The sequence below is a fragment of the Kribbella sindirgiensis genome (assembly GCF_004331435.1).
Classification (GTDB): Bacteria; Actinomycetota; Actinomycetes; order Propionibacteriales; family Kribbellaceae; genus Kribbella; species Kribbella sindirgiensis.
Window position 1 is genome coordinate 1 of record NZ_SJKA01000030.1, and the last position, 25534, is coordinate 25534.

Sequence of the window (25534 nt, forward strand, 5' to 3'; positions counted from 1 at the left end):
CCAAAAGAACTTCTCCGCCAACCCGATCTGAATCGCGACCCCGTTGAACTCACCCGCGATCGCCAACTTCATGACGTACGCCGGATCCGACGCAACCGGATTCGCGAAGAAATCCCGCGGACCGTGCTCGAGACCCTGATCGTACGGAAGAAACAACGCCGTACCGTTACGCAGGCCATGATCGAACAGAATCCTGTGCAACCGCGCCTTCTTACCGGCACTCAGCCCGAGCTCGCTCAACGCCGCTCGCTTCTGCATGGTTCTCATCTCCCCTGGATCAGTCGGTGGATCGGATCGCCGTGACCGCGAAGGCCTCGACGCCCTGGTAGTGACCCCCGGTCGACGCCACGATCACGACAACGGGATCCGCCGGCGTACGGAACGAGACCTGCGCGGACCACGGCTGGTTCTCGCCGCCCGCCGCGACGCAGCAGTAGGTCCCGAGCCGGGCGTCCGACGACGCCTGCCGTACGTCGACGCGAATCGCCTCGTCCACACCGGTGATCCGTCCACCGACGGACAACGGCGACCCGGCCGCTGCGCCGTACCGCGGCCTCGTCAAGGTCAGTGAACTGTCCCGGCTGCCGACAACCTCCCAGGGCGCGTCGCTCCCCTGCCCCAGCCGGGCCAGGTGGAGTACCGCGGCCACCGACGGCCGATTGCCCTCGGCGCGGTAGCCCACTGATACGTAGGCCTCGTCGCCGCGGACCGACTTCGCTACCACCAGGTCGATCTCGTCGAAGTCCAGGAACCCGGTGGTGAACGCCAACGCTGTCTGCGCTGCGTCGAGGTGCCACGGCTGCTTGCCGTCGGAGCGGTACGCACGCTGCCACGCGGCGGCGTCCGCAGCGGACGTGAACGGCCACAGCGGCTGGTAACGGAAGATCCGGGTGGGGCTCGGCGAAGGCCTCGGAGACGTGGTCGGAGTCGCTGTGACCGTCACCGTCGGCCCCGGTTGGGTAACGGTGGTGCTGGGCGCCGGCGACGTACCCTCCGGCTGCCCGGAATCCTTGGTGACAACAAGCATCGCGACGGCCAGCCCGATGATCGCAAGGCAGGCGACAGCGATCGCCCAGCGCGCACGGACATCCCGTACCAGTCGCTCCGGTGGCCGTCCCTCATCAGTCATGAGCCCGCTCCTCCGCCGATCCTCATGTCTCCACGGTCGGTCACGGATCGCGAGCTGAGCAGGGCCGAACGTCCCGCGGACGGTGGGCCCCACGGCCATGCGTTCGTCAGCGCACAACTGCCACCGGACAGGCGGCGTGGCGCAGAACCGCCCGGCTGACCGAACCCAGCAGCAGACCACGGACAGGTCCTCGGCCACGTGACCCGACGACCAGGAGCTCCGCTCCCTCGGATTCGCCCACCAGCACCGTCGAGGCCGTGCCGTGGACGAGTTTCTCGGTGACCTGCACGTCAGGATGATCGACTGCCTGCCCGGCTATCGCCTCACCCAGTTCGGCAGCGCCGTCCTCCTCGACGACCTCGAGGTCCTGAACCGGGAACAGCATGTCGCCCGGGCCGGTGCTCTGCGAGTCACGCCACGCGAGCACGGCAGTGACCGACGCGCCGGTCCGCTCGGCGTACGCGAACGCGAACGCGACCGCCTTCCGGCTGAGCTCCGATCCGTCGATGCCGACAACCACTGGGGCGTGCCGGTCCGGCTGCGCCGTCCAGCCCTCCGGCACAACGACGACCGGGCAGGACGCGCCCGTCGCCAGGTGTGCCATCACCGATCCTTCGGCCCGATCACGCAGTTCCCCCAAACCGCGGGAACCCAGCACGAGAAGCGACGCCTCGGTTGCTGCCCGCAACAGAATCGGCACCGCCTCCCCGATCCTCACGTCGGCGTCGATCAGCACGCCGGGGTAGCCTGCCCGCAGCTCTTCGCAGGCCCTGTCCAGCAACTGCTCGGCGGGGCGCACGAGTACGTCCATGCCGAGACCGGCCGCCGCACCGCCGGAGCTATGCACAACCGGCCGGTGCACGGCGTGGATCATCCGGACCCGCAGACCCAGGCGTTGCGCCGCAGATGCGGCCCAGCGTGCCGCCGCAGCACTCGCCGGTGAGCCGTCGTACCCGATCACGACGGGCTTGTCCACGACGATCTCCTCTCAAGCTCCTTCGCATGATCGTCACGCGCTCGGCACCGGGCACGGCAGGGACCAACGGCCCTGTTTCGGGGCCCAACGGACCTGTACCCGAGCGTGTTTCAGCTGCCAGCCTGAAGCTGTCAGGGGGGAACATGAGCACACAGAGCCAGTTCGCGCCGCCGCTGAGGCCGGGCGCGTCGATTCCGGTCAGCACCGCCGGGATTCTGCCGACCGACGCCGCGACAGCGATTCGCGAACACCTCGCACCGATCGTCGGGCCATGGGCGGCGCACAGCCGGGTGCGGCTCACCCGGCTCGCGGAGCCGGGCCTGCGGAGGCCGTTGGTCGCGCAGGTCGACGTGCAACTGACCGCCGGCCGTCGCGTCCGGGCGCAGGTGGCTGCCGCCACGATGTCGGACGCCGTCGGATTTCTCGCGTCGCGCACCATCGAGCAACTCCAGGTGTTCCCGACCGCGCTGGCCGAGTGCCTGCGCGAACGGTTCACCACGGCGCCCCCGCCGTCGCCGCCCGAGCTGCTGCCGCCGTCCGTACGCCGTATCGTCCGGCGCAAGCTCTGCCGTCCGGCGGCGATGACGGTGGCCGACGCCATTGTGATCCTGGAAGCGATGGACTACCGGTTCCACCTGTTCCGCGAGAAGTACAGCCGTCAGGACAGCATGGTGGTGCGAACCAGCCCCGGCCGCTACCGGATCATCCAGCCCCGGCCGAACCCGATCGGCCTCGAAATCACCTCACCGCCGATCACCCTCGCCGCGGCAGAGCGGCGAAGCCTGGCTGACGCAACCGCAAAGCTCGACCTCACCGGAGCGCCCGTCGACATCTTCACCGACAAGTCCACCGGCCGTCTGCACGCGCTCTACGCCCGCTACGACGGCCACTATGGCCTCCTCGGATGCGACGCCACGATCAGGCCCGGGTTCCGCCGGGCCGCAGGGGACCGGCTCGCCGGACCGGGTCCGTCTTGACGACGGTGGGTCTCGTGGCCGCTGGCCACCCTTTGTCGGTCCGCTTCCGGCGAGCCGGTCAGCTCCCCTGCAACTCCAGACTCGCCCGTCCGAGGCACGGCGGTCAGGGCCCAAGGTCCCGTCACAGCGGACCACCCGGCCCGGTCACTCGCGGATCAGCACGTCCTCGATCGCGCGCCGCGGCGTCGGCGGAACCGCCGCCGTCCCGTAGCCGAACCGGATCACGGCCTGCGGCCGCTGCCACGGACCGAGCGGATCGTTGATCTGCCCGCGAAGCTCCTCGTGCTCGATCGCCTGATTCAGCAAGGACGTCGACACTCCCCGGGCGGTGGCCTCCAGCAGAACGTGTTCCAGCGCCTGTCCCGCCCGCAGCCACTCGATCGGGCCGTCGTACCGGGTCGCGAGGACGGCCAGCTGGGGGTTCGCCTCGAAGCCGGCCACCGGACGCGCCGCATCGGCCTCCGTCGCGGCCATGTCCCGAACCACCGCATCTCCGCCGGCGGACCGCGAACCCAGCGCGCTCGACGGAACGCCGTCAGCCGTTCGGTCGCCACCGACCCATTGCCGGCGCTCCGCCGTACGGGCCCGGTCGTCATCGTCCGCCGTCGTCGCCTCGTTCGTTGCCATTCGCAACCACCAGCGCCGGATCGGCGTGTCGATCCACTGCAGAACAGCGCCTTCGACGCGGGCGCACAGGTCGAGCTCCACCCGGAGCTGAGCGGACAGCAGTTCGTCGGTGAACGGCTCCCGGTTCATCCGGCGTTTGGTCAGATGCGGCGCGAGCCCGGCCATCGCCGGGGTGGACGGTCCACCGAGTTCGACAACGGCGACCAGATCGGGCCGTCGCTGATCCATCAGGTGACGCACCTCCGAGCCCATCCCTCGCGCCGCGGCCGCTACCCGCAGGTTGAAGATCGCCGCCCCCAGTGACACGAACAGCATCCGCCGCGACGGGTCCTCGGCCGGCAGCTCGCGCTCCCGGTCCCGGAACACCTCCACCGTCCGGCCCACGAACCGGAACCGCCACGGCTGCGTGTTGTGCATCGACGGCGCCAGCACCGCCGCGGACAACATGGCGGTCCGGTCGGCGTCGGTCAACTTCTCTCTCATGGCGATCGCCTCAGCGCACGTAAGCCTTGAGCTCGTTGACCAACGACGTCAGCGCGACCTTCGCGTCACCGAACAGCATCGCGGTCCGCGGGTTGGTGTAGAGCTCGTTGTCGATGCCCGCGTAGCCGTGGCCGAGCGAACGCTTGACCACGATCACACTCCGGGCCTTGTCCACGTCCAGGATCGGCATCCCGGACACTGCGTTGCCCGGCCGGCGCGCGGCCGGGTTGGTGACGTCGTTCGCGCCCACGACCAGGACGACGTCGGTCGCTGCGAACTGCGGGTTGATCTCGTCCAGGTCCTTCAGCTGTGGGTACGGCGCGTTCGCTTCCGCCAGCAGCACGTTCATGTGCCCGGGCATCCGGCCCGCGACCGGGTGGATGCCGTAACTCACGTCGACACCGTGCGACGTCAGCGCCTGGGCGAGCTCGACCACCTCGTGCTGCGCCTGCGCCGCCGCCAGCCCGTACCCGGGCACGATGACGACCTTTCCGGCGTACGCGAGCTGCAGTGCCGCGTCGTCGGCCGTCACAGTCCGCACCGTGCCGGTCGCCGCGACAGCCGGCGATCCCTGCTCGTCACCGGTGCCGAATCCGCCCGCGATGATGTTCAGCAGCGAGCGGTTCATCGCGACGGCCATCAACTTGGTGAGGATGCCACCAGCCGCGCCGACGAGCGCGCCCGCGATGATCAGCGGCGTACTGCCGATCACGAACCCGGCCATGGCCACTGCCGTACCGGTGCAGGCGTTCAGCAGCGAGATCACCACCGGCATGTCGGCTCCGCCGATCGGCAGCGTCATCAGGACGCCGACGACCAAGGCGGCACCGGTCAGCAGGCCGAGGGTTCCGAGCCCGCCGACGCCGGTCGTGTAGAGAATCCCCGCGACCAGCGCGGTCAGGGCGAGCAGCAGGTTGAGGGGCCGAGCACCGGCGAAAGTCAACGGCCGTCCTGGTACGACGCCGGCCAGCTTGCCCGCCGCGATCAGCGAACCGGAGAACGTGACGGCACCGATGAGCACGTCCAGGAAGATTGTCAGCGTCGTACTGACCGGCTGATCCACGGACTCGGGTAAGGCGTCCGCGAACGCGATCAGCGCCGCCGCCCCGCCGCCGACCGCGTTGAACAGGCTCACCAGCTGCGGCATCGCGGTCATCTTCACGCGCCGCGCCGCGACCAGACCGGCGCCCGCCCCGGCCGCTGCTCCGACCGCGAGGACGACGGCCGCTGTGGCGGTGATGATCCCGTCGTCGATCAGCACGACGACCGTGAGCACGATCGCGACCGCCATCCCGAACGCCGACAGCTGGTTGCCGCGGCGCGCGGTCGCGGGCGAGTTCATCAGGTGCAGACCGAGCACGAAGCAGATCGCCGTACCCAGGTAGAGGAGATGCGTCGTGGTGTTCATCGGCGGAACATCTCCAGCATCCGGTCGGTGACGACGTACCCGCCGACCACGTTGGCGGCGGCGAACGCCGCGGCGACGAACAGCAGCAGGTAGCCGATCGTGGTGTCGAGGCTCGCGGCAACGATCATCACGCCGATCACGACGACACCGTGGATCGCGTTCGCGCCGGACATCAGCGGCGTGTGCAGCGTCGCCGGAACCTTCGAGATGACCTCGAATCCGACCAGCACGCTCAGCACGAAGACGGTGATGTCCGCGAGCAGCACAGGGGTCATGACACTGTCTCCTTCGGATGCACCAGCAGACCGGCGGTGATCTCGTCGTCAGGGTCGAGTACGACGGAACCGTCGTGGATCAGATACTCGAGCAGGGCGGTGACGTTGCGCGCCCATGCGGACGACGCGGCCCGCGCCACCTGGGCCGGGAGGTCACCGGCGCCGAGGACGACGACACCGTTCTCAGTCACGGTCCGGCCGTCGGGTACCGAGCCGGCCACGTTGCCACCGAGTGGGCCGGCACCGAGGTCGACGACGACCGAGCCGGCCGCCATGCCGGCGAGTGCCTGCGCCGAGACCAGCTCCGGCGGACGGTGCCCAGGAACCTGGGCGGTGGTGATGACCACGTCGAAGCCGCGGATCGCGTCAACCATGGCGCGTTGCTGAACCGCCTCCTCCTCGGCGGTCAGGGCACGGGCGTAGCCGCCCTCCCCGCTCGCCGAGACACCGAGGTCCAGCACAGCGGCGCCGGTCGACGCGATATCGGTCTGCGCCGCCTCCCGGACGTCGTACCCGGTGACGAGCGCACCCAGGCGTCGCGCCGTACCCATTGCCTGCAGTCCGGCGACCCCGCCGCCGAGTACGAGAACCTTCGCCGGGCGCACGGTCCCGGCCGCGGTCATCATCATCGGGAAGAACCCGCCGAACGTGTCAGCGGCCAGTACGGCGGCCTTGTAGCCGGCCACGTTGGCCTGCGAGGTGAGCACGTCCATCGACTGCGCCCGGCTCAATGTCCGCGGCAACCCCTCGAAGCTGAGCGCCGTGACGTCCGCGAGCTCCTCGGGAGCGTCGTCGGGACGGAGCAGACCGATCACGATCTGCCCGGGGCGCAGGCGCCGGAAGTCCGGCCGGTGGATGACCGCCAGAATGTCCGCCTGGGCGAAGACCTCGGGTCGCTCCGCGATCCGGGCGCCGGACGCGACATAGGTCTCGTCCGGGAAGCCGGCCTCCTGTCCCGCGCCGGCCTCGACGACGACGTCGAGGCCGGCGCGGCCGAGGCGCCCCACCACTTCGGGCGTGACGGCCACCCGGTTCTCGTGCCACTCGGTCGCCGCCGGGCAGCCGATCAACAGGCTCATCTCGGATCCCTCTCAGAACTGGAACACCACGCGGGCCGGGATGTCACCGGCCAGCACGTCCGTGATCGACTGGTTGACGTCGTCGAGCTTCCGGTCGACCGCGATCACCTTGGTCCGCCCCGCGACGTGCAGCGCGAACACATCGGCCAGATCGTTGCGAGTGCCAACGATCGAGCCGATCACGGTCTTGCCGTTCAGTACCGTGTCGAAGATCGGCAGGCTGAGCGCGCCGTTGTCGGCGGGCAATGCCACGCATACCAGCCGCCCGCCGCGCCGCAGCGACCGGAACGCCTGGTCGAACGACTGCGGGTTCGCCGCCAGCGCGACCGCGACATCGGCACCGCCGAGCGCCTGGATCGCCTCGACCGGGTCGGTGGTCGCCGCGTTGACGACATGATCCGCACCGAGTTCCTTGGCCATCTCCAGCTTGCTGTCCTCGATGTCGACAGCGATCGTCACGCCGCCGGCGATCCGCGCGTACTGCAGCGCCAGATGTCCCAGCCCACCGACGCCGAAGATCGCCACGGTCTCGGCCGGCGCCACGCCGGCGACCCGGATCGCCTTGTACGTCGTCACTCCGGCGCAGGTCAGCGGTGCGGCGTCCCGGGACGAGACCTCGTCCGGCACCGGGTTCGCGAACGCGGCGGGCAGTACGGCGAACTCGGCGAAGCTGCCGTTCACGGAGTACCCGGAGTTGCGCTGCTCGAGGCAGAGCGTCTCCCAGCCACCGATGCAGTAACGGCACTTCCCGCAGGCGTATCCGAGCCAGGCGATGGCGACCCGGTCACCGACCGCGCGGTCGCTCACGCCTTCGCCGAGCTTCTCGACGATCCCGATCCCTTCGTGGCCGGGGACGAACGGCGGCGTCGGCTTGACCGGCCAGTCACCGTGCGCGGCATGGATGTCGGTGTGGCAGAGCCCACTGGTCTCCATCCGCACCAGCACCTCCCCCGGCCCCGGCTCGGGAATCGGCACCTCCTGGATCTCGAGCGGCTTGGTGAAGTCGGTGACGACTGCTGCTTTCATGACTGTCCTTTCAGGGAACAGGTTGCGGATCGCGTGACGAAATGGATGCCGGGCCCGGCCGCGAGGGAGAAGCCCTCCGGCTCACCGGGCGCGACGTCGAGCTGGAACGAGTCCTCGCCCCAGGCCTGATCCAGGGCGTAGTCGATGTAGAACGGGCAGCCCTGGATGTTGCCGAGGAGGACGTCGCCCGCGCCGATCAGGAACTCGCCGGCCGGATAGCACATCGGCGTACTGCCGGCGCAACAGCCACCGGACTGGACGAACATGACCGGGCCGCGGTCCGCGCACAGGCGAAGGATCGCCGAGTGCGCGGCCGCGGTGGCTGTGATACGTGAGATCGGCATCGGACTCAGAACAGACCGAGCGGCTGGTCGCTGTAGCTGACGAGCAGGTTCTTGGTCTGGCTGTAGTGGTCGAGCATCATCCGGTGGTTCTCCCGGCCGATGCCGGAGATCTTGTAGCCGCCGAACGCCGCGCCCGCCGGGTACTGGTGGTAGCAGTTCGTCCACACCCGGCCGGCCTTGATCGCGCGGCCCATCCGGTACGCGCGGTTGCCGTCACGGGTCCAGACGCCGGCGCCCAGGCCGTACAGCGTGTCGTTGGCGATCTCGAGGGCCTCGGCCTCGTCCTTGAACGTCGTGACCGCGAGCACCGGGCCGAAGATCTCCTCCTGGAAGACCCGCATCCTGTTGTGGCCGCGCAGCACGGTCGGCTCGAAGTAGTAGCCCTCGGCGAAGTCGCCGTCGATCTTCGCCCGCTGGCCGCCGATCAGGAGTTCGGCGCCTTCCTCGCGGCCGATCTGGACGTAGGAGGTGATCTTGTCGAGCTGCGCCTGCGACACCTGGGCGCCGATCTGGGTCTCGGTGTCGAGCGGGTTGCCCTGCTTGATCGAGCCGATCCGGTCCAGGGCGCGCTCGATGAACGCGTCGTAGATGTCTTCCTGGATCAGCGCCCGCGACGGGCAGGTGCAGACCTCGCCCTTGTTGAACGCGTACAGCACGAGCCCCTCGATCGCCTTGTCCAGGAACTTGTCGGGACGCTGCATCACGTCGTTGAAGAAGATGTTCGGGCTCTTGCCGCCGAGCTCGACCGTCGACGGGATCAGGTTCTGCGCGGCGTACTGCATGATCAGCCGGCCGGTGACGGTCTCACCGGTGAAGCCGATCTTCGCGATCCGCGGGCTGGTGGCGAGCGCCTTGCCGATCTCGGCGCCGGGGCCGGTGATGATGTTCAGCACGCCCGGCGGTACGACGTCGCCGATCACCTCGGCCAGCTTGAGGATGGACCACGGCGTCGGCGAGGCAGGCTTCATCACCGAGCAGTTGCCGGCGGCCCACGCCGGCGCAAGCTTCCAGGCAGCCATCAGCAGCGGGAAGTTGAACGGGATGATCTGACCGACGACACCGAGCGGCTCCCGGAAGTGGTACGCCACCAGGTCCTTGTCGATCTCCGTCGTCCGGCCCTCCTCGGCGCGCGCAGCGGAGGCGAAGTACCGGAAGTGGTCGACGACCAGCGGGATGTCCGCGTTCAGCGTCTCGCGGACCGGCTTGCCGTTCTCCCAGCTCTCGGCGACGGCCAGCATCTCCTTGTTGGCGTCCACAGCGTCGGCGACGGCGTTGAGTACTTCGGCACGCTCGGCCGCGGACTTCTCACCCCAGGCGTCCTTGGCGGCGTGCGCGGCGTCCAGCGCCAGCTCGACGTCCTGTTCGGTCGAGTGCGCGACCTCCGTGATCGGCTCGGCCGTGGCCGGTGTGAGATCGACCCGGTAGCGCCCCTCCGACGGCGCCACCCACTCGCCGCCGATGAAGTTCTCGTACCGTGGCTTGACCTCGACCGGACTTCCCTGCTTTCCGGGTGCGACGTACTGCATGATCCCTCTCCTTCGACTCGACGAGCCAGTCGTACAAACTGCCCTTCGAGCGAACCCCGGTCCGTGCAACGCTCGTAGGGCCGAAAGACCCGTCCCGCGTGTGACCGCTGTGATGTGGGCGACAGCTGCGGCATCGTTGGGGAATGACGAAGTTGCCGAAGAAGGCTTACGAGCGGGAGTTGCTGCGCCTGCAGGCCGAGCTGGTCAAGCTGCAGGAATGGGTGCGCGTCGAAAAGGCCCGGGTCGTGATCGTCTTCGAGGGCCGGGACGCGGCCGGCAAGGGCAGCACGATCAAGCGCGTCACGGAGTACCTCAATCCCCGCGTCGCCCGGATCGTCGCACTGCCCGCGCCGACCGAGCGCGAGCGCACGCAGTGGTACTTCCAGCGGTACGTCGAACACCTGCCGGCGGCCGGCGAGATCGCCCTGTTCGACCGCAGCTGGTACAACCGCGCCGGGGTCGAACGCGTGATGGGGTTCTGCACCAACCAGGAGTACGCGCGGTTCCTGCACCAGTGCCCGATCCTCGAGCGTCTGCTGGTCGAGGACGGCGTACTGCTGCGCAAGTACTGGTTCTCGGTCAGCGACGGCGAACAGGAGAAACGCTTCCGCAGCCGCCTCGAGGACCCGATGCGCCGCTGGAAGCTGTCGCCGATGGACCTGGAGTCGATCACCCGCTGGGAGGACTACTCGCGCGCGAAGGACGAGATGTTCGTGCACACCGACATCCCCGAGGCGCCCTGGTACGTCGTGGAGAGCGAGGACAAACGCTCCGCCCGGATCAACATGGTCGCGCACCTGCTGTCGACGATCCCGTACCACGAGGTCCAGCGCCCGCCGCTCGGTCTGCCGCCGCGGCCGCCGTCCAAGGGCTACGAGCGGACACCGCGCGACATGCAGACCCAGGTCCCCGACCACGCGGCGAGCCTGCGCGGCTGAGAGTCCAAGGTCCCGCACGGAAGGGACCGATCGGCCGGTGCGAACGGCGGCCCGGTCAGCCGATGCTGAGGTCAGATCGGCTCCAGGAGGTGGACCGTGGGCGTACAGATCAAGTCAGTGCCGTGGGTACGGCAACTGGTGATCGACACCGGTCGTGCCGCCCGGCGCAGGCATTCCGTACACGGCCTCTTCGAGGCCGACGTGACCTCGGCCCGCGCCGCCCTCGACCGCGGGCAGGCCGCCGAGCAGTTCACGGCGTTCGTGATCCACTGCGTCGCCGCTGCGGTCGGCGCGGATCCCACAGTCCAGGCGTACCGCGACCTGCGCGGCCGGGAGGTGGTCTTCGACCAGGTCGACGTGGGGCTGCCGGTCGAGGTGGAGGTCGACGGGAAGCCGTTCGCGTTCACGCACGTACTCCGCGACGCCGGCCGCCGCTCCATCGAGGACCTCCACCAGGAGATCCACGCGGTCAAGACCGATCCGCAGCTCAGCCCGTCGGTGCGCAAGGCTCGGTGGGCCCATGCGTACCTGTTGCTCCCCGGCTTCCTCCGCGTCGCGTTGCTCGGGGCGCTGCACCGACTCCCCCGCCGTCAGCAGGCTCTCGCCGGAACGATCGGCGTCACCGCGGTCGGAATGTTCGGCGCCGGCGCGGGCTGGGGCATCGCCTTCCAGTTGCACACCCTGAGCATCGTCGTCGGCGGCACCGCCCGTCGGCCCGTGTTCTTCCAGGGTGTCCTCGTCGAGCGCGAATTCCTGCAGCTGACGATCAGCGTCGACCACGACATCGTCGACGGCGCCCCGGCCGCCCGGTTCGTGGCCCGGGTGCGCGAGTTGCTGACGACCGGCGACGGGATCCCCGTACCGGACAGCGCACCCGTTCACTCCAGGAGACTCGTATGAAACACCGGCCCGTGGTCGTCGGCATCGACGGCTCCCCCGCGGCGGACGCTGCGATCAAGTGGGGCACGACGGAGGCCGCCGCGCTGCGGAGTCCACTGCACCTGGTGTACGCCGTCACCGCGGGCAATCCGCCGTCGCAAGCCGGCGAGGTCGTCTACAAGGCGGTCGCCCAGGCGCGCGGACTGAAGCCGGGGATCACCATCGACTCCCGGATCGAGGCCGGCTCGCCGTCGGCGGCGCTGGTGAAGGCGTCCGGCTCCGCGGCGGTCGTGGTGATCGGCAGCCGTGGTCTGGGCGTGATGATCGGCGCGCTCGTCGGCTCCACGGGCCTCGACCTGGCCGCGAACGCCCGCTGCCCGGTGGTCGTCGTACGGCCCGATCTCAGCTCGATGGCCGGCACCCGGGTCGTCATCGGGTACGACGGGTCACCGGCCGGCGACAGCGCCCTGGACTTCGGGATCGAGCACGCACGCCGGCACGATCTCGCCGTCCGCGTTGTCGCCGCGCAGCCCACCGGTACCGAACTGCACCGGATCACCGAGGAAGAACTCCGCGAGGCCGTTCACGCCCGCGGGGCGCAGGAAGCCGAGCTGATCCACATCACCGGCCACCCGGCGGAACACCTCCTGCGCCTGTCGTCGGACGCCGCGCTGATCGTGCTGGGCGCCCGCGGGCGCGGTGGCTTCGCGGGCATGCTCATCGGCTCGGTCAGCCAGACCGTCCTGCACCACGCCGACTGCCCCGTCGCCATCATCCCCGCGGCCGCGATCGGAGGCTGACATGACCACTCCCGCCACACAGATACCCTCGGCAACCATCTGGCGAGCGATCCTCTGGGGTTTCACCACACTCTTCGCCTCCGGCGCCGCCATCCACGTCACCTTGGCTCTCGCGACCCCGAGCTCGTACGACGGCTTCGCCGATGCCGCCCTGTTCGGCTGGGTTCAGCGAGGCTGGGAGAACATCTTCATGGCCCATCCCACCATGTGGGCCCTCTTGCTCGCGGCCGCCGAAGCAACCATCGCCGTTCTCCTGGTCAAGGCACGTCTCGTCGGCTACCTGGCGGTCGTCCTCTTCCACCTTGCCCTGCTGCTCTTCGGCTGGGGCTTCTGGCTCTGGTGCATCCCAGCCCTGGCCTTCGCCGTTCCGGCGGCCTACCACGAGTTCCAGAACCGCTGATGTTCCTGTGCGGTCGCGGGATCGCGGACATCACCGGTGAGCCGGCCGACACCGGCATGCTCGGCTACGGCAAGTCGTGGCAGCGCAGCGACGGCATTCACCTGCGGTTGCGGTCCCGTGCCTTCGTCATCGCAGATGCCGCCGGCGACCGTCGAGTACTGCTCGTCGTGAACGAACTTCCCATGGTGTTCGACAGCGTGTGGCGCGCGCTGCTCGACCGGCTGCAGCGTTCGTACGGGACGCTCTACACCGAGCACAACACGATGGTCACGGCCACCCACACCCACTGCGGGCCCGGCGGCTACTCGCATCACCGGCTGTATCACTCGAACACCGGTGGGTTCCGCCCGAAGACGTTCGCGGCGATCGTCGACGGGATGACCGAGGCCGTCGTCCGGGCGCACGACGATCTCGCACCCGCCGTCCTCACGCTCTCGCACGGCGAGCTCCACGACGCGAGCGCCAATCGCTCGAAAGTGGCCTTCGACAACAATCCGGAGCCGGACCGGCGCTGCTTCCCGGACGCCGTCGACGCGCAGACGACACTGCTGCGGATCGAGCGCGACGGAACACCGGTCGGCGCGATCAACTGGTTCGGCGTGCACAACACCAGCATGACCAACACGAACACCCTGATCAGCGGCGACAACAAGGGGTACGCCGCCTATCACTGGGAACGTCTCGTGACCGGGGTCGACTACCGGGACCATCGGCGCCACGCCTTCGTGGCAGCGTTCGCGCAGACCAACGCGGGCGACCTCACCCCGAATCTCGACCTTCGACCCGGCCGCGGCCCGACCGCCGACGAGGTCGAGAACACGCGGATCATCGGACTGCGGCAGTACCAAGCCGCCGCCCGGCTGATGACCGTGCCGGGGTCGGTGCTGGAGGGCGCCATCGACCATCGGCTGACGCACGTGGACCTGGGCTCGGCCACCGTGGCCCCGGAGCACACCGGCGACGGCCGCGAGCACCGGACAGGTCCTCCCATCGGTGGTGCTTCGGCGCTCGCCGGCAGCGAGGAGGACGGACCCGCGTTCCGCGGCTTCCACGAGGGCCGGAATCCGGTGTGGGACGCGATCTCGCGCAGGATCTACCGCCGGAGTCCAGGGCTGCGCGACGTTCAGGCACCCAAGGCACTGGTCGTCGGCGGCCTGCGAGGGCACTACGTCGCGCGGCACGCACCGGTCCAGCTGTTGCGGATCGGGCAGCTATACCTTCTCGGCGTACCCGCCGAGGTCACGATCGTCGCCGGTCTCCGGCTGCGTCGTCGGGTCGCCTCGATCGTCGGCGCGGACCTGGCCGACGTGCTGGTCGCGGGCTACAGCAACGGCTATCTGCACTACGTCACGACCCCCGAGGAGTACGACACCCAGCAGTACGAAGGCGGCAGCACCCTGTTCGGCCGCTGGACGCTCCCCGCGCTGCAACAGGTCGCGAGCGAGCTGGCCGAGGCAATGCGTGACGGCCGGCCGATGCCGTACGGCGAAGCGGCGCCGGATCTCAGCGGGCACCAACGACCCGCCCGGCCGCGGATCCCCCGCGACAAGCCGCCGGCCGCCCATGACTTCGGCGACGTACTGGTCGAGCCACGACGCCGCTACCGACCCGGCGACGTGGTGACAGCGGTCTTCGCGGCGGCGTACCCGAACAACGACCTGCATCGCAACGGCAGCTACCTGGAGATCCAGCGCCGGATCGCCGACGGCTGGCTGACCGTGGCCGACGACGGCGACTGGTCCACGACGTTCCGCTGGCGCCGGGCCCGTTCCGGGCAGATCGCCATCGTGACCTGGACCGTACCGGCGGACGCGGCCGGTCCGTACCGCATCCGGCACTACGGCAAGGCTCATCAGCGGGTACTTCGGCCCTACTCGGGAACCTCGAGGGTCTTCACCATCGAGAGCGAGGGAGGACATCATGCTGAACGGACCGCGACGCCGTGACGGCCGGCTCGTCACCGACGTTCCGGACGAGCGAGCCATCATGCCGTTCATCATGCGCCGCCGGACCGAGTCGACGGTGTACTTCGAGCAACTCGTCGACATCGCCGCCGCCCAGACCTGGATCGAGCGGTGGAACGCGGCCGGTGGGCCGCGGCTGAGCCTGTTCGTCCTCGTCCTGCACCAGCTCGCCGCACTGCTGCACGACCGGCCGCGGATGAACCGCTTCGTCGCCGGCCGCCGGCTGTACGAGCGGGACGGTGTCTATCTCTCCTTCGGTGCGATGAAGGAGTTCGCCGACAACGCGTCGCTGGAGATGATCAAGCGGCGCTTCGCACCCGGCGAGAGCCTCGCCTCGGTGATCCGGAGCCTCGACACCGAGATCCGTACGGCACGCACGGCCGGCGTGGCCGAGGTCGACAAGGAAGTGAAGCTCTTCCTCGCCCTGCCCACGCCGCTGCTCGACGTCGCGGTCTCCGTGTTCCGCTGGCTCGACGCACGCGGCGTCCTGCCGTCCGCGCTGACCCGTTCGGATCCGATGTACGCGTCGGCCGTCGTCTCGAACCTGGGCAGCCTCAAGACCGACGCCGCCTTCCACCATCTCTACGAGCACGGCAACTGTCCGTTGTTCCTGGTCGTCGGCAGGATCCGGCCGACGCCGGTCGCCGACGACGGGCAGATCCGGATTCGGCAGGTCCTCCCACTGCGCTGGACGTTCGACGAGCGGATCGAGGACGGTCTGTACGCCGCGAGATCCGCGGAGCTCCTGCGCGGGCGGCTGGAGGATCCGCTCCGGTATCTCGGTCCGCCGGAGGACGCCGTACATCACCGAGCGGTCCAGGAGGGCCCATGACGATGCAGCAGGTCGACGACCTCGGCGCTACCTATCTGGCCGCGGAGAACGAGCGGGTGCGAACACACACGGCAGCCCTGGTCCTGCTCGACGCGACCGCCCTCCCCGGCGGCGCGCTGACGGTGGCCCAGCTCCGCGAACTGGTGCTCGAACGCCTGGATCTCGTGCCGGCGTTCCGCCGCCGGCTCGCCGGCGTTCCGCTCGGGCTGGACCGGCCGTACTGGATCGAGAGCGACGTCGAACTGGACTACCACGTGCGGGAGGTCGCGCTCCCGGCGCCGGGTAACGACGAACAGCTCCGCGAACAGGTGGCGCGGATCTTCTCCCGCCCGCTCGATCGTGGCCGGCCGCTCTGGGAGATGTACCTGATCCAAGGCCTCACCGGCGGGCGGTCCGCCGTACTGACCAAGATTCATCACGCGATCGCCGACGCCCGGGCCGGTGTCCAGATTCTCACCGCGTTGACCGACACCACCCCGTCGCCTCGTCGTCGCGCCGCGTCACCGCCACACCCCTCCGCGCCGCCGCCACCCGCGTCCCTGACGATGCTGTTCCGAGGCCTGCGCGGCGCCGTCCGCCAACCTGTCCGGGCAGTCTCCGGCCTGCCCGCGGCGCTGACCGGCATCGACGAGCTGCCCGTCTTCGGCACCATGCCCGGAGTACGCCTGCTCGGCGCCACCACCGCATTCGTACGACGCAAGCGCCGGCACACCGCCATCGCGAGAGCGCCGCGGACGTCGTTCAACCGGCGGATCTCCCGGCAGCGGCGGATCGGCTTCGCGACCGTGGCACTCGACGACGTGCGGCTGGTCAAGAATCACTTCGCGGTGAGCGTCAACGACGTGGTGATGGCGATGTCGGCCGGTGCCCTGCGTCGCTGGCTGCTCGAGCACGCGGAACTTCCCGCGCAGTCCCTGACCGCCGTCGTGCCCGTAGCGCTCCGGGACCCCCGCTCGACGGATCTCGGCAACGATCTCAGTGCCGTCGTCGTACCGATCCCGACCGATGTAGACGATCCGGCGGCCCGGCTGGCCGTCGCGCACCGGGCGATGCTCGCCGCGTTGCGCGACCTCGGCACGACCGCTCCGGACGCGCTGGTCGACACGATCCGGATGGTCCCCCCGGCGTTCGCCGTGCGGACCGTCCAACTGCTCAGCCGCCTCAACACCTGGGCGCCGCGTACGCCGGCGATGAACGTGAACATCTCGAACGTCCGGGGGCCGCAGGAACCGCTGTACCTGGCCGGCGCCGAGGTGAAGTCCATCGTGCCGCTGGCCGGCATCACCGACGGCCTCGGACTGAACCTCACCGTGCTGAGCTATCGTGACCGGCTCGCCGTCGGAGTCGTCGCCGACCGGGACCAGATGCCCGACGTGCAACGCATCGCCGACTGGATGGGCGACGAACTCGCCGCGCTGGTCAAGTTCGTCGCCCACTGACGCCTTCCCGGTCCGCCGAGGCGTCAGATGAACAGCAACTGCGCTCCTTCGGTCTTCTCGATGAAGTCGGCGGCGCTGATGATGCCTTCGACGTCGTCGTAGAGGTCGGACTCGTCGAGGTGCATCATGTCGGCGGACATCCGGCAGGCCCACAGGTGGCCGCCGGAGGCGACGATCTGCTCCAGGAACTCGGGTACGTCGGGCACGCCGATGTCGTGGATCTGCTTCTTCATCTGGTGGGTGGCCATCGCGGTCATCCCGGGCAGGCCGCCGAGGCCCTGGGGCAGGTGTGTCGCGGTGTTGCCGAGCATCGTGAACTTCAGGTCGTGCATCCGCGACCTGGTGATCATGTCGAAGCCCCAGAACGTGAAGAACAGGTGCGTCTCCACGCCTTCGCCGAGCGCCGCGTTGGCCAGGATCAGGCCCGGGTAGGCCATGTCCAGGTTGCCTTTCGAGCAGATGATGGCCAGCTTGCGGCCTTCGGTTGCCTCGTCACCGAAATCCGGGACGACCTGCGGGATCGCGGTGGTCATGTCAGTGGTCATTTCAGGGCCTTCTCTCACACGCATCCGCGGGGTTTCGGCAGGCCGGCGACGTACGCCATCTTCTTGGCCGGCTTGCCGGGAAACAGGACGAACAGCTGCTTGATCGGGATGCCGGCCAGCGTCGACACCCGGCGCAACGTGGCGGTCTCGCCGTGCGTCGGGTAGTCCTCCCGCAGGAACCGGATCGCCTTCCAGTGCTCGTCGGTGAGCTCGATCCCGATCCGGGCCGCGAGCTCGGCCGCGAGTTCCTCGGTCCATTCGCCGTACTCGGTCATGAAACCCTCGGCATCGACGTGGACTGTGGTCATGGCAGCTCCTCCTCCTTCGGTCGATGTTTCCCACTCATGGACATCCGGCTGGGCAGCGGCAGCCAACGGCCCCTGACCAGCAGGTGCCAGTAGATCCAGCGGAACGCGACCTTGCCCCAGTGGTTCGCCTTCGTCTCCCGTAGGAGACTCAGCGGACCGAAGCGTCCCGGCAGTGGTTCGGTGTCGTAGTTGAAGTCGATCAGCAGAGCCTTGCCGTCGCCGGTCTCGACGAAGCAGTTCGCGTGCCCGTCGAAGCGGTGCGTCATCGCCAGGCCCTCGACGTACTGGCAGAAGTTCGCCACGAAGATGTCGCTCGAGAAATGCGCCACCGAGCCGGCCTTCGACGTCGGCAGATCGTTGGCGTCACCCACCGCGAAGATGTCCGGATGTGCCTTCGACTGCAGGGTCGCCTTGTCCACCGGCACGTAGTTCAGCTCGTCCCCGAGGCCGGACGCCCCGACGAAGTCGGCGCCCATGTTCAGCGGCACGGTGACCAGCAGGTCGTAGCCGACCTCACGCTCGTCGTAGCTGACCAGGACCTTCCGGTCCGCGTCGACACGCTCGACCATGAAGTCGGTCTCGACCACGATCTTGCGGTCGTCGAGCAGCCGGCCCAGGTACCGGGACGCGATCGGCTTGGTGAACGCGCCGTCCAGAGGCGTCACGTACACCAGCTCCACCTGGTCCCGCATCTCCCGCCGGCGGAAGAACGCCTCGGCGAGGAAGGTGAACTCGAGCGGCGCGACCGGGCACTTGATCGGCTGTTCCACGACATGGACGACGAGGCGGCCGCCGCTGAATCCCTGCAGCGCCTCGCGGAGCGCGAAGGCGCCGTCGTAGGTGTAGAAGTCATGGATGCTGCGCCGCCACTCGGCTCCCAGCATCCCCGGGGTCTGCTCCGGTCGCGAACTGGTGCCGGTGGCGATGACGAGGTAGTCGTAGGAGACCACGTCGCCGTCGAGGAGCCGGACGCTCTTCCGCTCCGGGTCGACTGTCGCGACCTCGCCGATCAGCAACTGGATGCCGTTTCGCAGCAGCCGGCGGCGCCGCTTCAGCAGATCCTCCCGGCCGCCGAACGGGACGAACAGCAGCCCCGGCTGGTACAGGTGGTCACGGTCCCGGTCGATCACCGTGATCCGCCAGTCGTCGAGCGACAGGCGACGCCGCAGCTTGTTGGCCACCACCGTGCCGGCGGTGCCGCCACCCAGGATCACCAACCGTCTCATCATCGTGTCCCTTCCAGAAGTGGGCCCGGCCGGATGCGGCCGGCCGGGCCGGGGAGTCAGTCGGTGTGCTCGATGGTGATCGTGCGCGCCTCGGCAGCCTTCGCCGAGATCGGCACGGTGACCTCGAGGATCCCGGCCGCGTACTTCGCGACGACCGCCTGCTCGTCGGCTCCGTCCGGCAGCAGCACCCGGCGGGTGAGCGTGCCGTAGTGGAACTCGGAGCGGCCACCGTCGTGCTCCTCCTGTTGACGAGTCGCGGAGATGGTCAGCATCCCGTTCGCGACCTCGACCTTGATGTCCTTCGCCGGGTCCAGGCCGGGCAGCTCCGCGCGCACGACGTACTTGTCGTCGTCGGCGAACTCCTCGATCCGGACGCCCCGCATCGCGGCCGGCATCGTGAACAGGTTCGGCAGGCCCTCGGCCCAGTCGAACAGGTCCACGAACTGCCGCCGGTTGTCCCGGTGCTGCAGCGTGGTCATCATCGTGTCTCCTTCCAGTCGTCCGTCCTTGTACCTCCACCTCACCGCGCGACGCGCCTGCACAGCAGGGCCCTCCGCACCGGAACACCCCGGACCTTCGGCCCTGCCCGACCGCCGATCGGCGCGGGAAAACTGGGAGGAAGTGCGGTCCTATGGGAGAGGCGCGGCCGATGGACGGTTCGACCCGGTCCGGGCCGGCTCGGTATCGCGGGGCCTGGTCCGCGGCGTCCTTACTGATCGTCGTCGCGCTGGTCGAGTACGTCGTACTCCCGAAGCTCGCCATCGCCGGCGAGTCCCTGGACCGCGTCACCCATCTCCATCCGCTGTGGGTGATCGCCGCGGTCGCGCTCGAGGCGGCGAGCCTGGTCAGCTACTCGCTGTTCACCCGCGTGCTGCTGACCGGGAGCCGGGTGCGGTTCTCGTGGATCCTGCGCTCCGACATCACCGGGTACGGCGTGAGTCACGTCATACCGGGAGGTGCCGCGACCGCGACCGCACTCAGGTTCCGGCTGCTCGTCTCCGGCGGCGCGCTACCGACCGAGGTCACCGCGACCATCGCGGCCGAGGCGATCGGCTCGTGGCTCGCGCTGGTCCTGATGGCCTGGTTGACCTCGATCCCTGCCCTCTTCCTGCAGCACGCCACGTCGTCGTACCTGCTCCTGTTCGGCATCGGGCTGGTCGCGTTGGCGGGCGGAGTCCTCGCCGTCCGTGAGCGATCCGCGCTCGAGCGCTTCGCCGCGCGGCTGCTGAGATCGCTGCTCCAGCATCTCCCCCGCCGCGTCCGTCCGTGGATCGCGTCGGTCGCGCTCCGGCTCCGCGACCTGCTCGCCGACCGCGCGGTCCGCAGGGCGTTCCTGGTCTGGGCACCGCTGAACTGGTTCCTCGACGCCGCCGTCCTCTGGACGTTCCTCGCCGCCTACGGAGAACCGCTCAGCCCGGTCCCGTTGCTGCTGGCGTACTGCGTCGCGAACCTCGCCTCGGCCCTCCCGCTCACTCCGGGAGGGATCGCTGTCGTCGAAGGCATCGCGATCTCGACGCTGATCGGCTTCGGGGTGTCCGCTCCGACCGCCGTTCTCGCGGTGCTGTCCTGGCGCCTCCTCCAGTTCTGGGCCCCGGTGCCACTCGCCGGAGCGTGCTACCTGAGTCTCCGGGCCCAGAGCGGCCTGATGGCCCGGCGGTAGCGATTGCTGCCCTTGAACCGGCCGGTTATGGTCTCCGCATCGGACAGGCCCCGGAAGGACCCCTCATGCACTTGGGCCGACAGCACCTCGCGCGCCTGGCGCGGGCGGTACACAGACTCGTCTCTCACCGCGGCGTGCGCGTCTTCGCGTTGATCGCGGCAGTCGGCATCTCGCTGTGGAACGTCGACCGCGTGCCCCACACCGCCGTAGTCCCGGCCTTGCTGGGGCTGCTGCCCTTCGCGATCGGCAAATACATCCTGTGCCCGTTGCGCTGGCACGCGATCTCGACGAGTGGCCGCACCCGGCGTTGGCATCTGCGCGCGTACGCGGAGAGTGAGATTCTCGGGCTGATCTCCCCGTGGCATGCCGGTGCGGACCTGTGGCGGGTGCACCGGCTCGAGACCATTGGCGTACGGCGGTCCAGCGGGGTGGCCGAGGTCGCGCTCGACCGCTTCGTCGGCGCCGTCGGTCTGGTCGTCGCGGTGGCCGTCTGCGGAGTGACACTGCCGTGGACCGTATTGGCCGTCGCCCTCGGGGCCGCAGCCGCCGTACTGACCGTGGCACTCGTCGTACGTCGTCGGCGACCGGCCCTCACCGGTCGCTGGCCGTGGCCGTCGCCGAAGGTCTTCGCGCTCGGAGTCCTGTTGTCGATCGGCTACCAGGCAACCATTCTCGGTCTGCTGTTCGGAGCCATCAACGCGGTCGGCGGTCCGGCGCCGGGCCTGCAACTGGTCGCGGTGTTCGGCGCGAGTCAGATCGCCGGAGCGTTGCCCGGCGTCCACGGCGCGAGCCCACGCGAGGGAGCCCTGGTCGCCGGGCTGGCCTCGATCGGTATCGCCTGGCGGGAGGCGTTCGGCGCGGTCGCGCTGACCGCCTTGCTGTACTGGATCCCGGCCCTGCTGATCGGCGGCACCTTCCTGTTCCTGCGCTGGCGGGGCTGGTTCACGGAATCGCGGGCCGCGTGACCCGCATGCTCGCCATCGCGCACCGGGCGGGCAACGACCTCGTCGCGCTCCGGACCGCGTTCGAGCGCGGCGCGGACCTCGTCGAGGCCGATGTCCACGCGTACCGCGGCCGCCTGGAAGTCCGGCACCGCAAGACGCTCGGCCCGTGGTGGCTCTGGGACCGTGGCGAACTCGTCCGGCGCCGCGACGTGCTCCAACTTCACGAACTGCTGGCGGCCGCCGACGGCGATCCGCGCCTGATGCTCGACCTCAAGGGCATCCATCCGCGACTCGCGCGCCGGCTCGCAGCCGCGCTGGCCGCAGCGCCGGACACGACCATCTGCACTCAGCACTGGTGGATGCTGCGAGCCTTCCGAGACGCCCCGAACGTACGGCTCGTCCTGTCCGCCGGCAGCCGGCGTGGACTCCGGCGACTGCGGTCCCGGCTGCGCCGCGAACCGGCGTACGGCGCCTGCGTCCATCGGAGACTGCTCACTCCCGAGACAGTCACGGAACTGCGCCGGGCCACCGACGTCGTCTTCACCTGGCCGGTCGACACCGCGGCCGACCTCGCCGACGCCCGCCGCCTCGGTGTCGACGGCGTGATCGGCAAGAACCTCATCGTCCTGCTCTGAACGTCCTGCTCTGGCCCGCTCAACGGCCCGGCCGACGCGGGGCGAACGGCCCATGCGCTCAGGTGCGCACTGACACAGGCTCGAACTGAGGAACCTGCCTGTGGAAGGAGCCGCTATGTCCAAGTCAGCGATTGGCAGTACCGAGGTACGCCGGGCTCCGGCGTCCTCCAAGGGCTGGTTCGTGTGGATGACCGGGCTGTGGATCATCTTCTACGTCCTGATGCAGTCCGGTGAGCTCGACGACCTCGCCGCGTGGATCCGCGACCTGCCGATCGTGGTCGAGCTCCTCGTCTGGCTCGTGTTCTTCCCCCAGGTCCTGGCTACCGCGGTGTGGACCAGCGACTGGTCCGAGGGGCTCCGGGTCACGCTGGTGGTTCTGTTCACCGTCGTCTGGACCCTGGTCTCGCTCCCCCGGCCCAAGTCGTCCCCGAAGTGAGCGCGGTGCGACCGCGGGCCGGTGACCGATGACGCTTCAGCAGACCTCGCCGCGCGGTCTCTCCACGGACCAGGCCGCGCTCGCGCTGGCCGAACACGGGCCGAACACGATTCCGGCCCCCCGCCCGCCATCGGCCTGGCGGCGCGTCCTCGTGCAGTTGCGGGATCCGATGATCCTGCTGCTCATCGCTGCCGCAGTCCTCACAGCCGGCCTTCGGGACTTCACCGATCTCGCAGTGATCCTGGTCGTCGTCGTACTCAACACAACCGTCGGTGTCGTCCAGGAAATCCGGGCCGAACACGCACTGGCCGCCCTCAGCCGGCTGGCCGCACCGCATGCCACCGTACGGCGCGATGGGCGCGCGACCCTCATCGCATCGGCCGAAGTCGTCCCGAACGATGTCGTCCTGCTCCAGGCGGGCGACGTCGTACCGGCGGATCTTCAGGTCTTCGATGCGGCCCAGCTGCAGGCCGACGAGTCCACGCTCACGGGCGAGTCCGTCCCGGTCGAGAAGGACACAGCGGACCAGCTGTACGCCGGAACCGTCGTGACCCGCGGACGCGGAACAGGCCTCGCACTCCGCACCGGATCGAACAGCGCACTCGGCAAGATCGCCGCGCTCCTGTCCGGCCAACGACCGCGAGCCACCCCGCTGCAACGCCGGCTCGCCTCGCTCAGCCGGGTGCTGAGCATCGTCGCGGTCTCGCTGTCCGCGATCGTCGCCGTCGCCGGTCTGATCCGCGGGCTGCCGCTGCCGGACATGGTCGTCACCGCGGTCAGCCTGACCGTGGCCGCCGTACCCGAGTCCCTGCCCGCGGTCGTCACTCTCGCCCTCGCGATCGGCGCCCACCGGATGGCGCAGCGCGCTGCCGTCGTCCGCAAACTCCCCGCGGTCGAAACCCTCGGCGCCGTCACCATTGTCGCCACCGACAAGACCGGCACCCTCACCCAAGGCATCATGCAGGCCGACCGCCTCTGGACCGAGTGCGGCTGGTCTATCGCTACCGGCACCGGCTACGACCCGGCCGGGGATCTCCGGCCACTGGCTGATCGTCCAGCCGATCGCGCCACTGTCCGGCGGCTGCTGCGTGACGTTGCCTTGTGCAACGATGCCGCCTTGCGGCTACCGACCGACGACGACCCCGTCTGGCGGGCGATCGGCGACCCGACCGAGGCCGCACTCCTCACCCTCGCGCACCGCGGAGCCGTGGACCCGGACGAGTACCGGGCCGCGTACCCGCGGACCCACGAAGTGCCCTTCGACAGCACCCGCAAGCGGATGACCACGTTCCACGAGCAGCCCGGCCGCGACGACATCCTCGTGATCGGCAAGGGAGCACCCGAAGTGATGCTCACCCCCGACGTCACGCCGTACGGCGATATCACCCGAGCGAAGGGGGTCGCCGCCGAGTTGTCGGAGGCGGGCTACCGCGTACTCGCCGTCGCCGACAAGCTCATGTCGCCAGGCGGTCCCCGCACCGAGGACCAGCTGCATCTAGCCGGCCTGATCGCGATCACCGACCCGCTCCGGCACAACGCCGCCGACGTGGTCGCCGCCTTCGGCCGGGCCGGTATCGGGCTGCTCCTGATCACCGGCGACGCACCGGGCACCGCGCTCGCGGTGGCCGACCGGATCGGCGTCCACGACGGCGACGTCGTCACCGGCGCGGACATCGACGACGGCAAGGACCCGACCAGCGGCCACGTGTTCGCCCGCATCCGGCCGGAGCAGAAACTCGACATCGTGAGCGCCTGGCAGGACGCGGGTCACGTCGTCGCGATGACCGGCGACGGCGTCAACGACGCGCCGGCGTTGCGCCGCGCCGACATCGGCGTCGCGATGGGCCAGGGCGGCACCGAGGTCGCCCGCCAGGCTGCCGACCTCGTCCTCACCGACGACGACCTCGGCACCGTGGAGGCCGCGATCGAGGAGGGCCGGCGAATCTACACCAACATCCGCACCTTCCTGCGGTACGCCCTCAGCGGCGGGCTCGCCGAGGTCCTCGTGATGCTGGTCGGTCCGCTGCTCGGGTTCGCCGTACCGCTGCTGCCCGCCCAGATCCTGTGGATCAACATGCTCACGCACGGCGTCCCCGGCGTGGCGATCGGCGCCGAGCCCGCCGACCCCGAGACGATGCGGCAACCGCCGCGCTCGCCCCAGGAACAGGTCCTCGGCGCGGGCCTTTGGCAACGAATCGCCTGGACCGGCACGCTGATCGCGATCGTCACGCTGGTCGCCGCCTCCTGGACCCACCACACCGGCGGCCCCTGGCAGACCATGGCCTACCTCGTCCTCGGCCTCGCCCAACTCGGCGTCGCCCTCGCCCTTCGCCGCCCCGGCCTCCCCGGCACCCGCCGCCGGCCGCGCTTCCTGGACACCGCCGTCGCCGGCGCCCTGCTGCTCCAGGTCCTCCCCCTCTTCGTCACCCCGCTCCGCAACCTGCTGGGACTGCAACTCCTGAGCGCACAGCAGTTCCTCGTCGCACTCGGACTGGCGGTCGTTCCCGCCCTCGCGATCATCGCCCGCCGGACAGCGGCCGGACGACGTCACGACCAACGGACTGCCGCGCGGTGACCTCCGCACCGGCCACCGGGTCGCGGGACTTCAGCAGCTTCAGCAGGGAGGTGCCGATGCCGTAGGTGCGGAATTCGCCGTCCGGGACAATCTCCACGATGCG

27 protein-coding genes and 1 pseudogene are annotated in these 25534 nt (G+C 69.6%); 13 read left to right on the plus strand and 15 right to left on the minus strand.

Annotated features, from left to right (window positions below; all coding sequences use genetic code 11):
- From E0H50_RS40860 to E0H50_RS40870, 3 genes and pseudogenes are all read right to left on the minus strand, one after another.
- Positions 1-258 (minus strand): annotated as a pseudogene (locus E0H50_RS40860) (fructose-bisphosphate aldolase); the annotation flags it as partial.
- 19 nt (positions 259-277) lie between these two features.
- The gene (locus E0H50_RS40865) at positions 278-1129 is read right to left on the minus strand and encodes a hypothetical protein (protein WP_202868559.1); all 852 of its coding nucleotides are present in this window, start codon (positions 1127-1129) and stop codon (positions 278-280) included.
- A gap of 106 nt (positions 1130-1235) precedes the next feature.
- Positions 1236-2105 carry a universal stress protein gene (locus E0H50_RS40870; protein WP_131296551.1) on the minus strand — a complete coding sequence of 290 codons (870 nt, stop codon included), beginning with the start codon at positions 2103-2105 and terminating at the stop codon, positions 1236-1238.
- 143 nt (positions 2106-2248) lie between these two features.
- Between E0H50_RS40870 and E0H50_RS40875 the strand changes: the two genes are divergently transcribed.
- Positions 2249-3082, plus strand: a complete 834-nt coding sequence (locus E0H50_RS40875) for a sigma 54 modulation/S30EA ribosomal C-terminal domain-containing protein (RefSeq protein ID WP_165547468.1) — start codon at positions 2249-2251, stop codon at positions 3080-3082.
- A 144-nt stretch (positions 3083-3226) separates the two neighbouring features.
- On the opposite strand, the gene E0H50_RS40880 is transcribed toward E0H50_RS40875, so the two are convergent.
- The 7 genes from E0H50_RS40880 to E0H50_RS40910 are packed head-to-tail and all read right to left on the minus strand — an operon-like array spanning position 3227 to position 9853.
- Positions 3227-4192 (minus strand): Acg family FMN-binding oxidoreductase, encoded by a 966-nt coding sequence (locus E0H50_RS40880; RefSeq protein WP_131296553.1) that lies wholly within the window; start codon positions 4190-4192, stop codon positions 3227-3229.
- A 10-nt stretch (positions 4193-4202) separates the two neighbouring features.
- The gene (locus tag E0H50_RS40885; protein WP_131296554.1) at positions 4203-5600 is read right to left on the minus strand and encodes an NAD(P)(+) transhydrogenase (Re/Si-specific) subunit beta; all 1398 of its coding nucleotides are present in this window, start codon (positions 5598-5600) and stop codon (positions 4203-4205) included.
- A complete protein-coding gene (locus E0H50_RS40890; RefSeq protein WP_131296555.1) occupies positions 5597-5875 on the minus strand; it encodes a proton-translocating transhydrogenase family protein in 279 nt (92 codons plus the stop codon). Before E0H50_RS40890 ends, E0H50_RS40885 begins: the two co-directional genes overlap by 4 nt.
- Positions 5872-6954, minus strand: a complete 1083-nt coding sequence (locus tag E0H50_RS40895; RefSeq protein ID WP_131296556.1) for a Rossmann-fold NAD(P)-binding domain-containing protein — start codon at positions 6952-6954, stop codon at positions 5872-5874. The genes E0H50_RS40890 and E0H50_RS40895 overlap by 4 nt, the downstream gene beginning before the upstream one ends.
- A 12-nt stretch (positions 6955-6966) precedes the next feature.
- Positions 6967-7980, minus strand: a complete 1014-nt coding sequence (locus E0H50_RS40900) for a zinc-dependent alcohol dehydrogenase (protein WP_131296557.1) — start codon at positions 7978-7980, stop codon at positions 6967-6969.
- The gene (locus tag E0H50_RS40905) at positions 7977-8324 is read right to left on the minus strand and encodes a DUF779 domain-containing protein (protein ID WP_131296558.1); all 348 of its coding nucleotides are present in this window, start codon (positions 8322-8324) and stop codon (positions 7977-7979) included. The genes E0H50_RS40900 and E0H50_RS40905 overlap by 4 nt, the downstream gene beginning before the upstream one ends.
- Before the next feature lie 5 nt (positions 8325-8329).
- Complete coding sequence (locus E0H50_RS40910) at positions 8330-9853, minus strand: aldehyde dehydrogenase family protein (protein ID WP_475009289.1); 1524 nt, start codon at positions 9851-9853, stop codon at positions 8330-8332.
- A gap of 140 nt (positions 9854-9993) precedes the next feature.
- Here E0H50_RS40910 and ppk2 point away from each other — a divergent pair, with 140 nt between their 5' ends.
- The 7 genes from ppk2 (at position 9994) to E0H50_RS40945 (ending at position 17102) form a co-directional block, all read left to right on the plus strand.
- Complete coding sequence (ppk2, locus tag E0H50_RS40915) at positions 9994-10788, plus strand: polyphosphate kinase 2 (RefSeq protein ID WP_131296560.1); 795 nt, start codon at positions 9994-9996, stop codon at positions 10786-10788.
- Between the two features lie 96 nt (positions 10789-10884).
- Positions 10885-11688, plus strand: a complete 804-nt coding sequence (locus tag E0H50_RS40920) for a 2-oxo acid dehydrogenase subunit E2 (protein WP_131296561.1) — start codon at positions 10885-10887, stop codon at positions 11686-11688.
- Positions 11685-12467, plus strand: a complete 783-nt coding sequence (locus tag E0H50_RS40925; RefSeq protein WP_131296562.1) for a universal stress protein — start codon at positions 11685-11687, stop codon at positions 12465-12467. The genes E0H50_RS40920 and E0H50_RS40925 overlap by 4 nt, the downstream gene beginning before the upstream one ends.
- A 1-nt stretch (position 12468) precedes the next feature.
- Complete coding sequence (locus E0H50_RS40930; RefSeq protein WP_131296563.1) at positions 12469-12867, plus strand: hypothetical protein; 399 nt, start codon at positions 12469-12471, stop codon at positions 12865-12867.
- Positions 12867-14813 carry a neutral/alkaline ceramidase gene (locus E0H50_RS40935; RefSeq protein ID WP_131296564.1) on the plus strand — a complete coding sequence of 649 codons (1947 nt, stop codon included), beginning with the start codon at positions 12867-12869 and terminating at the stop codon, positions 14811-14813. Before E0H50_RS40930 ends, E0H50_RS40935 begins: the two co-directional genes overlap by 1 nt.
- A complete protein-coding gene (locus tag E0H50_RS40940; RefSeq protein ID WP_131296565.1) occupies positions 14788-15663 on the plus strand; it encodes a 2-oxo acid dehydrogenase subunit E2 in 876 nt (291 codons plus the stop codon). Before E0H50_RS40935 ends, E0H50_RS40940 begins: the two co-directional genes overlap by 26 nt.
- Positions 15660-17102, plus strand: a complete 1443-nt coding sequence (locus tag E0H50_RS40945) for a WS/DGAT/MGAT family O-acyltransferase (protein ID WP_131296566.1) — start codon at positions 15660-15662, stop codon at positions 17100-17102. The genes E0H50_RS40940 and E0H50_RS40945 overlap by 4 nt, the downstream gene beginning before the upstream one ends.
- 23 nt (positions 17103-17125) lie before the next feature.
- Here E0H50_RS40945 and E0H50_RS40950 read toward each other — a convergent pair whose 3' ends face one another.
- Genes E0H50_RS40950 through E0H50_RS40965 form a run of 4 tightly spaced genes read right to left on the minus strand, consistent with a single transcriptional unit; the run spans position 17126 to position 19663 of the window.
- Positions 17126-17647 (minus strand): DsrE/DsrF/DrsH-like family protein, encoded by a 522-nt coding sequence (locus E0H50_RS40950; protein ID WP_238151686.1) that lies wholly within the window; start codon positions 17645-17647, stop codon positions 17126-17128.
- 14 nt (positions 17648-17661) lie between these two features.
- Entirely contained in the window at positions 17662-17955 is a 294-nt protein-coding gene (locus E0H50_RS40955; RefSeq protein WP_131296567.1) for a TusE/DsrC/DsvC family sulfur relay protein, read from the minus strand.
- The gene (gene sqr / locus E0H50_RS40960; RefSeq protein ID WP_131296568.1) at positions 17952-19181 is read right to left on the minus strand and encodes a type III sulfide quinone reductase, selenoprotein subtype; all 1230 of its coding nucleotides are present in this window, start codon (positions 19179-19181) and stop codon (positions 17952-17954) included. Before sqr ends, E0H50_RS40955 begins: the two co-directional genes overlap by 4 nt.
- A 56-nt stretch (positions 19182-19237) precedes the next feature.
- On the minus strand, positions 19238-19663 hold the full coding sequence (locus E0H50_RS40965) for an Hsp20/alpha crystallin family protein (RefSeq protein WP_202868560.1): 426 nt from the start codon (positions 19661-19663) through the stop codon (positions 19238-19240).
- A gap of 167 nt (positions 19664-19830) precedes the next feature.
- Here E0H50_RS40965 and E0H50_RS40970 point away from each other — a divergent pair, with 167 nt between their 5' ends.
- From E0H50_RS40970 to E0H50_RS40990, 5 genes are all read left to right on the plus strand, one after another.
- Positions 19831-20841, plus strand: a complete 1011-nt coding sequence (locus E0H50_RS40970) for a lysylphosphatidylglycerol synthase transmembrane domain-containing protein (RefSeq protein WP_165547469.1) — start codon at positions 19831-19833, stop codon at positions 20839-20841.
- Between the two features lie 65 nt (positions 20842-20906).
- Entirely contained in the window at positions 20907-21806 is a 900-nt protein-coding gene (locus E0H50_RS40975) for a lysylphosphatidylglycerol synthase transmembrane domain-containing protein (RefSeq protein WP_131296570.1), read from the plus strand.
- Positions 21803-22420 (plus strand): glycerophosphodiester phosphodiesterase, encoded by a 618-nt coding sequence (locus E0H50_RS40980; protein WP_202868561.1) that lies wholly within the window; start codon positions 21803-21805, stop codon positions 22418-22420. The genes E0H50_RS40975 and E0H50_RS40980 overlap by 4 nt, the downstream gene beginning before the upstream one ends.
- 115 nt (positions 22421-22535) lie before the next feature.
- Positions 22536-22856, plus strand: coding sequence for a hypothetical protein (locus E0H50_RS40985; protein ID WP_131296571.1), 321 nt, complete (start codon positions 22536-22538; stop codon positions 22854-22856).
- A gap of 28 nt (positions 22857-22884) precedes the next feature.
- Positions 22885-25431 (plus strand): cation-translocating P-type ATPase, encoded by a 2547-nt coding sequence (locus E0H50_RS40990; protein ID WP_131296572.1) that lies wholly within the window; start codon positions 22885-22887, stop codon positions 25429-25431.
- On the opposite strand, the gene E0H50_RS43345 is transcribed toward E0H50_RS40990, so the two are convergent.
- Entirely contained in the window at positions 25373-25528 is a 156-nt protein-coding gene (locus E0H50_RS43345; RefSeq protein ID WP_165547470.1) for a hypothetical protein, read from the minus strand. The two genes, E0H50_RS40990 and E0H50_RS43345, sit on opposite strands and share 59 nt — an antisense overlap.
- Between the last annotated feature and the right edge of the window lie 6 nt (positions 25529-25534).

Bases quoted from the DNA above. Each gene is read 5' to 3' on its own strand.
- E0H50_RS40865 (WP_202868559.1), bottom strand. From the start codon at position 1,129: ATGACTGATGAGGGACGGCCACCGGAGCGACTGGTACGGGATGTCCGT.
- E0H50_RS40875 (WP_165547468.1), top strand. From the start codon at position 2,249: ATGAGCACACAGAGCCAGTTCGCGCCGCCGCTGAGGCCGGGCGCGTCG.
- E0H50_RS40880 (WP_131296553.1), bottom strand. From the start codon at position 4,192: ATGAGAGAGAAGTTGACCGACGCCGACCGGACCGCCATGTTGTCCGCG.
- E0H50_RS40885 (WP_131296554.1), bottom strand. From the start codon at position 5,600: ATGAACACCACGACGCATCTCCTCTACCTGGGTACGGCGATCTGCTTC.
- E0H50_RS40890 (WP_131296555.1), bottom strand. From the start codon at position 5,875: ATGACCCCTGTGCTGCTCGCGGACATCACCGTCTTCGTGCTGAGCGTG.
- E0H50_RS40895 (WP_131296556.1), bottom strand. From the start codon at position 6,954: ATGAGCCTGTTGATCGGCTGCCCGGCGGCGACCGAGTGGCACGAGAAC.
- E0H50_RS40900 (WP_131296557.1), bottom strand. From the start codon at position 7,980: ATGAAAGCAGCAGTCGTCACCGACTTCACCAAGCCGCTCGAGATCCAG.
- E0H50_RS40905 (WP_131296558.1), bottom strand. From the start codon at position 8,324: ATGCCGATCTCACGTATCACAGCCACCGCGGCCGCGCACTCGGCGATC.
- ppk2 (WP_131296560.1), top strand. From the start codon at position 9,994: ATGACGAAGTTGCCGAAGAAGGCTTACGAGCGGGAGTTGCTGCGCCTG.
- E0H50_RS40925 (WP_131296562.1), top strand. From the start codon at position 11,685: ATGAAACACCGGCCCGTGGTCGTCGGCATCGACGGCTCCCCCGCGGCG.
- E0H50_RS40930 (WP_131296563.1), top strand. From the start codon at position 12,469: ATGACCACTCCCGCCACACAGATACCCTCGGCAACCATCTGGCGAGCG.
- E0H50_RS40935 (WP_131296564.1), top strand. From the start codon at position 12,867: ATGTTCCTGTGCGGTCGCGGGATCGCGGACATCACCGGTGAGCCGGCC.
- E0H50_RS40940 (WP_131296565.1), top strand. From the start codon at position 14,788: ATGCTGAACGGACCGCGACGCCGTGACGGCCGGCTCGTCACCGACGTT.
- E0H50_RS40945 (WP_131296566.1), top strand. From the start codon at position 15,660: ATGACGATGCAGCAGGTCGACGACCTCGGCGCTACCTATCTGGCCGCG.
- E0H50_RS40950 (WP_238151686.1), bottom strand. From the start codon at position 17,647: ATGACCACTGACATGACCACCGCGATCCCGCAGGTCGTCCCGGATTTC.
- E0H50_RS40955 (WP_131296567.1), bottom strand. From the start codon at position 17,955: ATGACCACAGTCCACGTCGATGCCGAGGGTTTCATGACCGAGTACGGC.
- sqr (WP_131296568.1), bottom strand. From the start codon at position 19,181: ATGAGACGGTTGGTGATCCTGGGTGGCGGCACCGCCGGCACGGTGGTG.
- E0H50_RS40965 (WP_202868560.1), bottom strand. From the start codon at position 19,663: ATGATGACCACGCTGCAGCACCGGGACAACCGGCGGCAGTTCGTGGAC.
- E0H50_RS40970 (WP_165547469.1), top strand. From the start codon at position 19,831: ATGGACGGTTCGACCCGGTCCGGGCCGGCTCGGTATCGCGGGGCCTGG.
- E0H50_RS40975 (WP_131296570.1), top strand. From the start codon at position 20,907: ATGCACTTGGGCCGACAGCACCTCGCGCGCCTGGCGCGGGCGGTACAC.
- E0H50_RS40985 (WP_131296571.1), top strand. From the start codon at position 22,536: ATGTCCAAGTCAGCGATTGGCAGTACCGAGGTACGCCGGGCTCCGGCG.
- E0H50_RS40990 (WP_131296572.1), top strand. From the start codon at position 22,885: ATGACGCTTCAGCAGACCTCGCCGCGCGGTCTCTCCACGGACCAGGCC.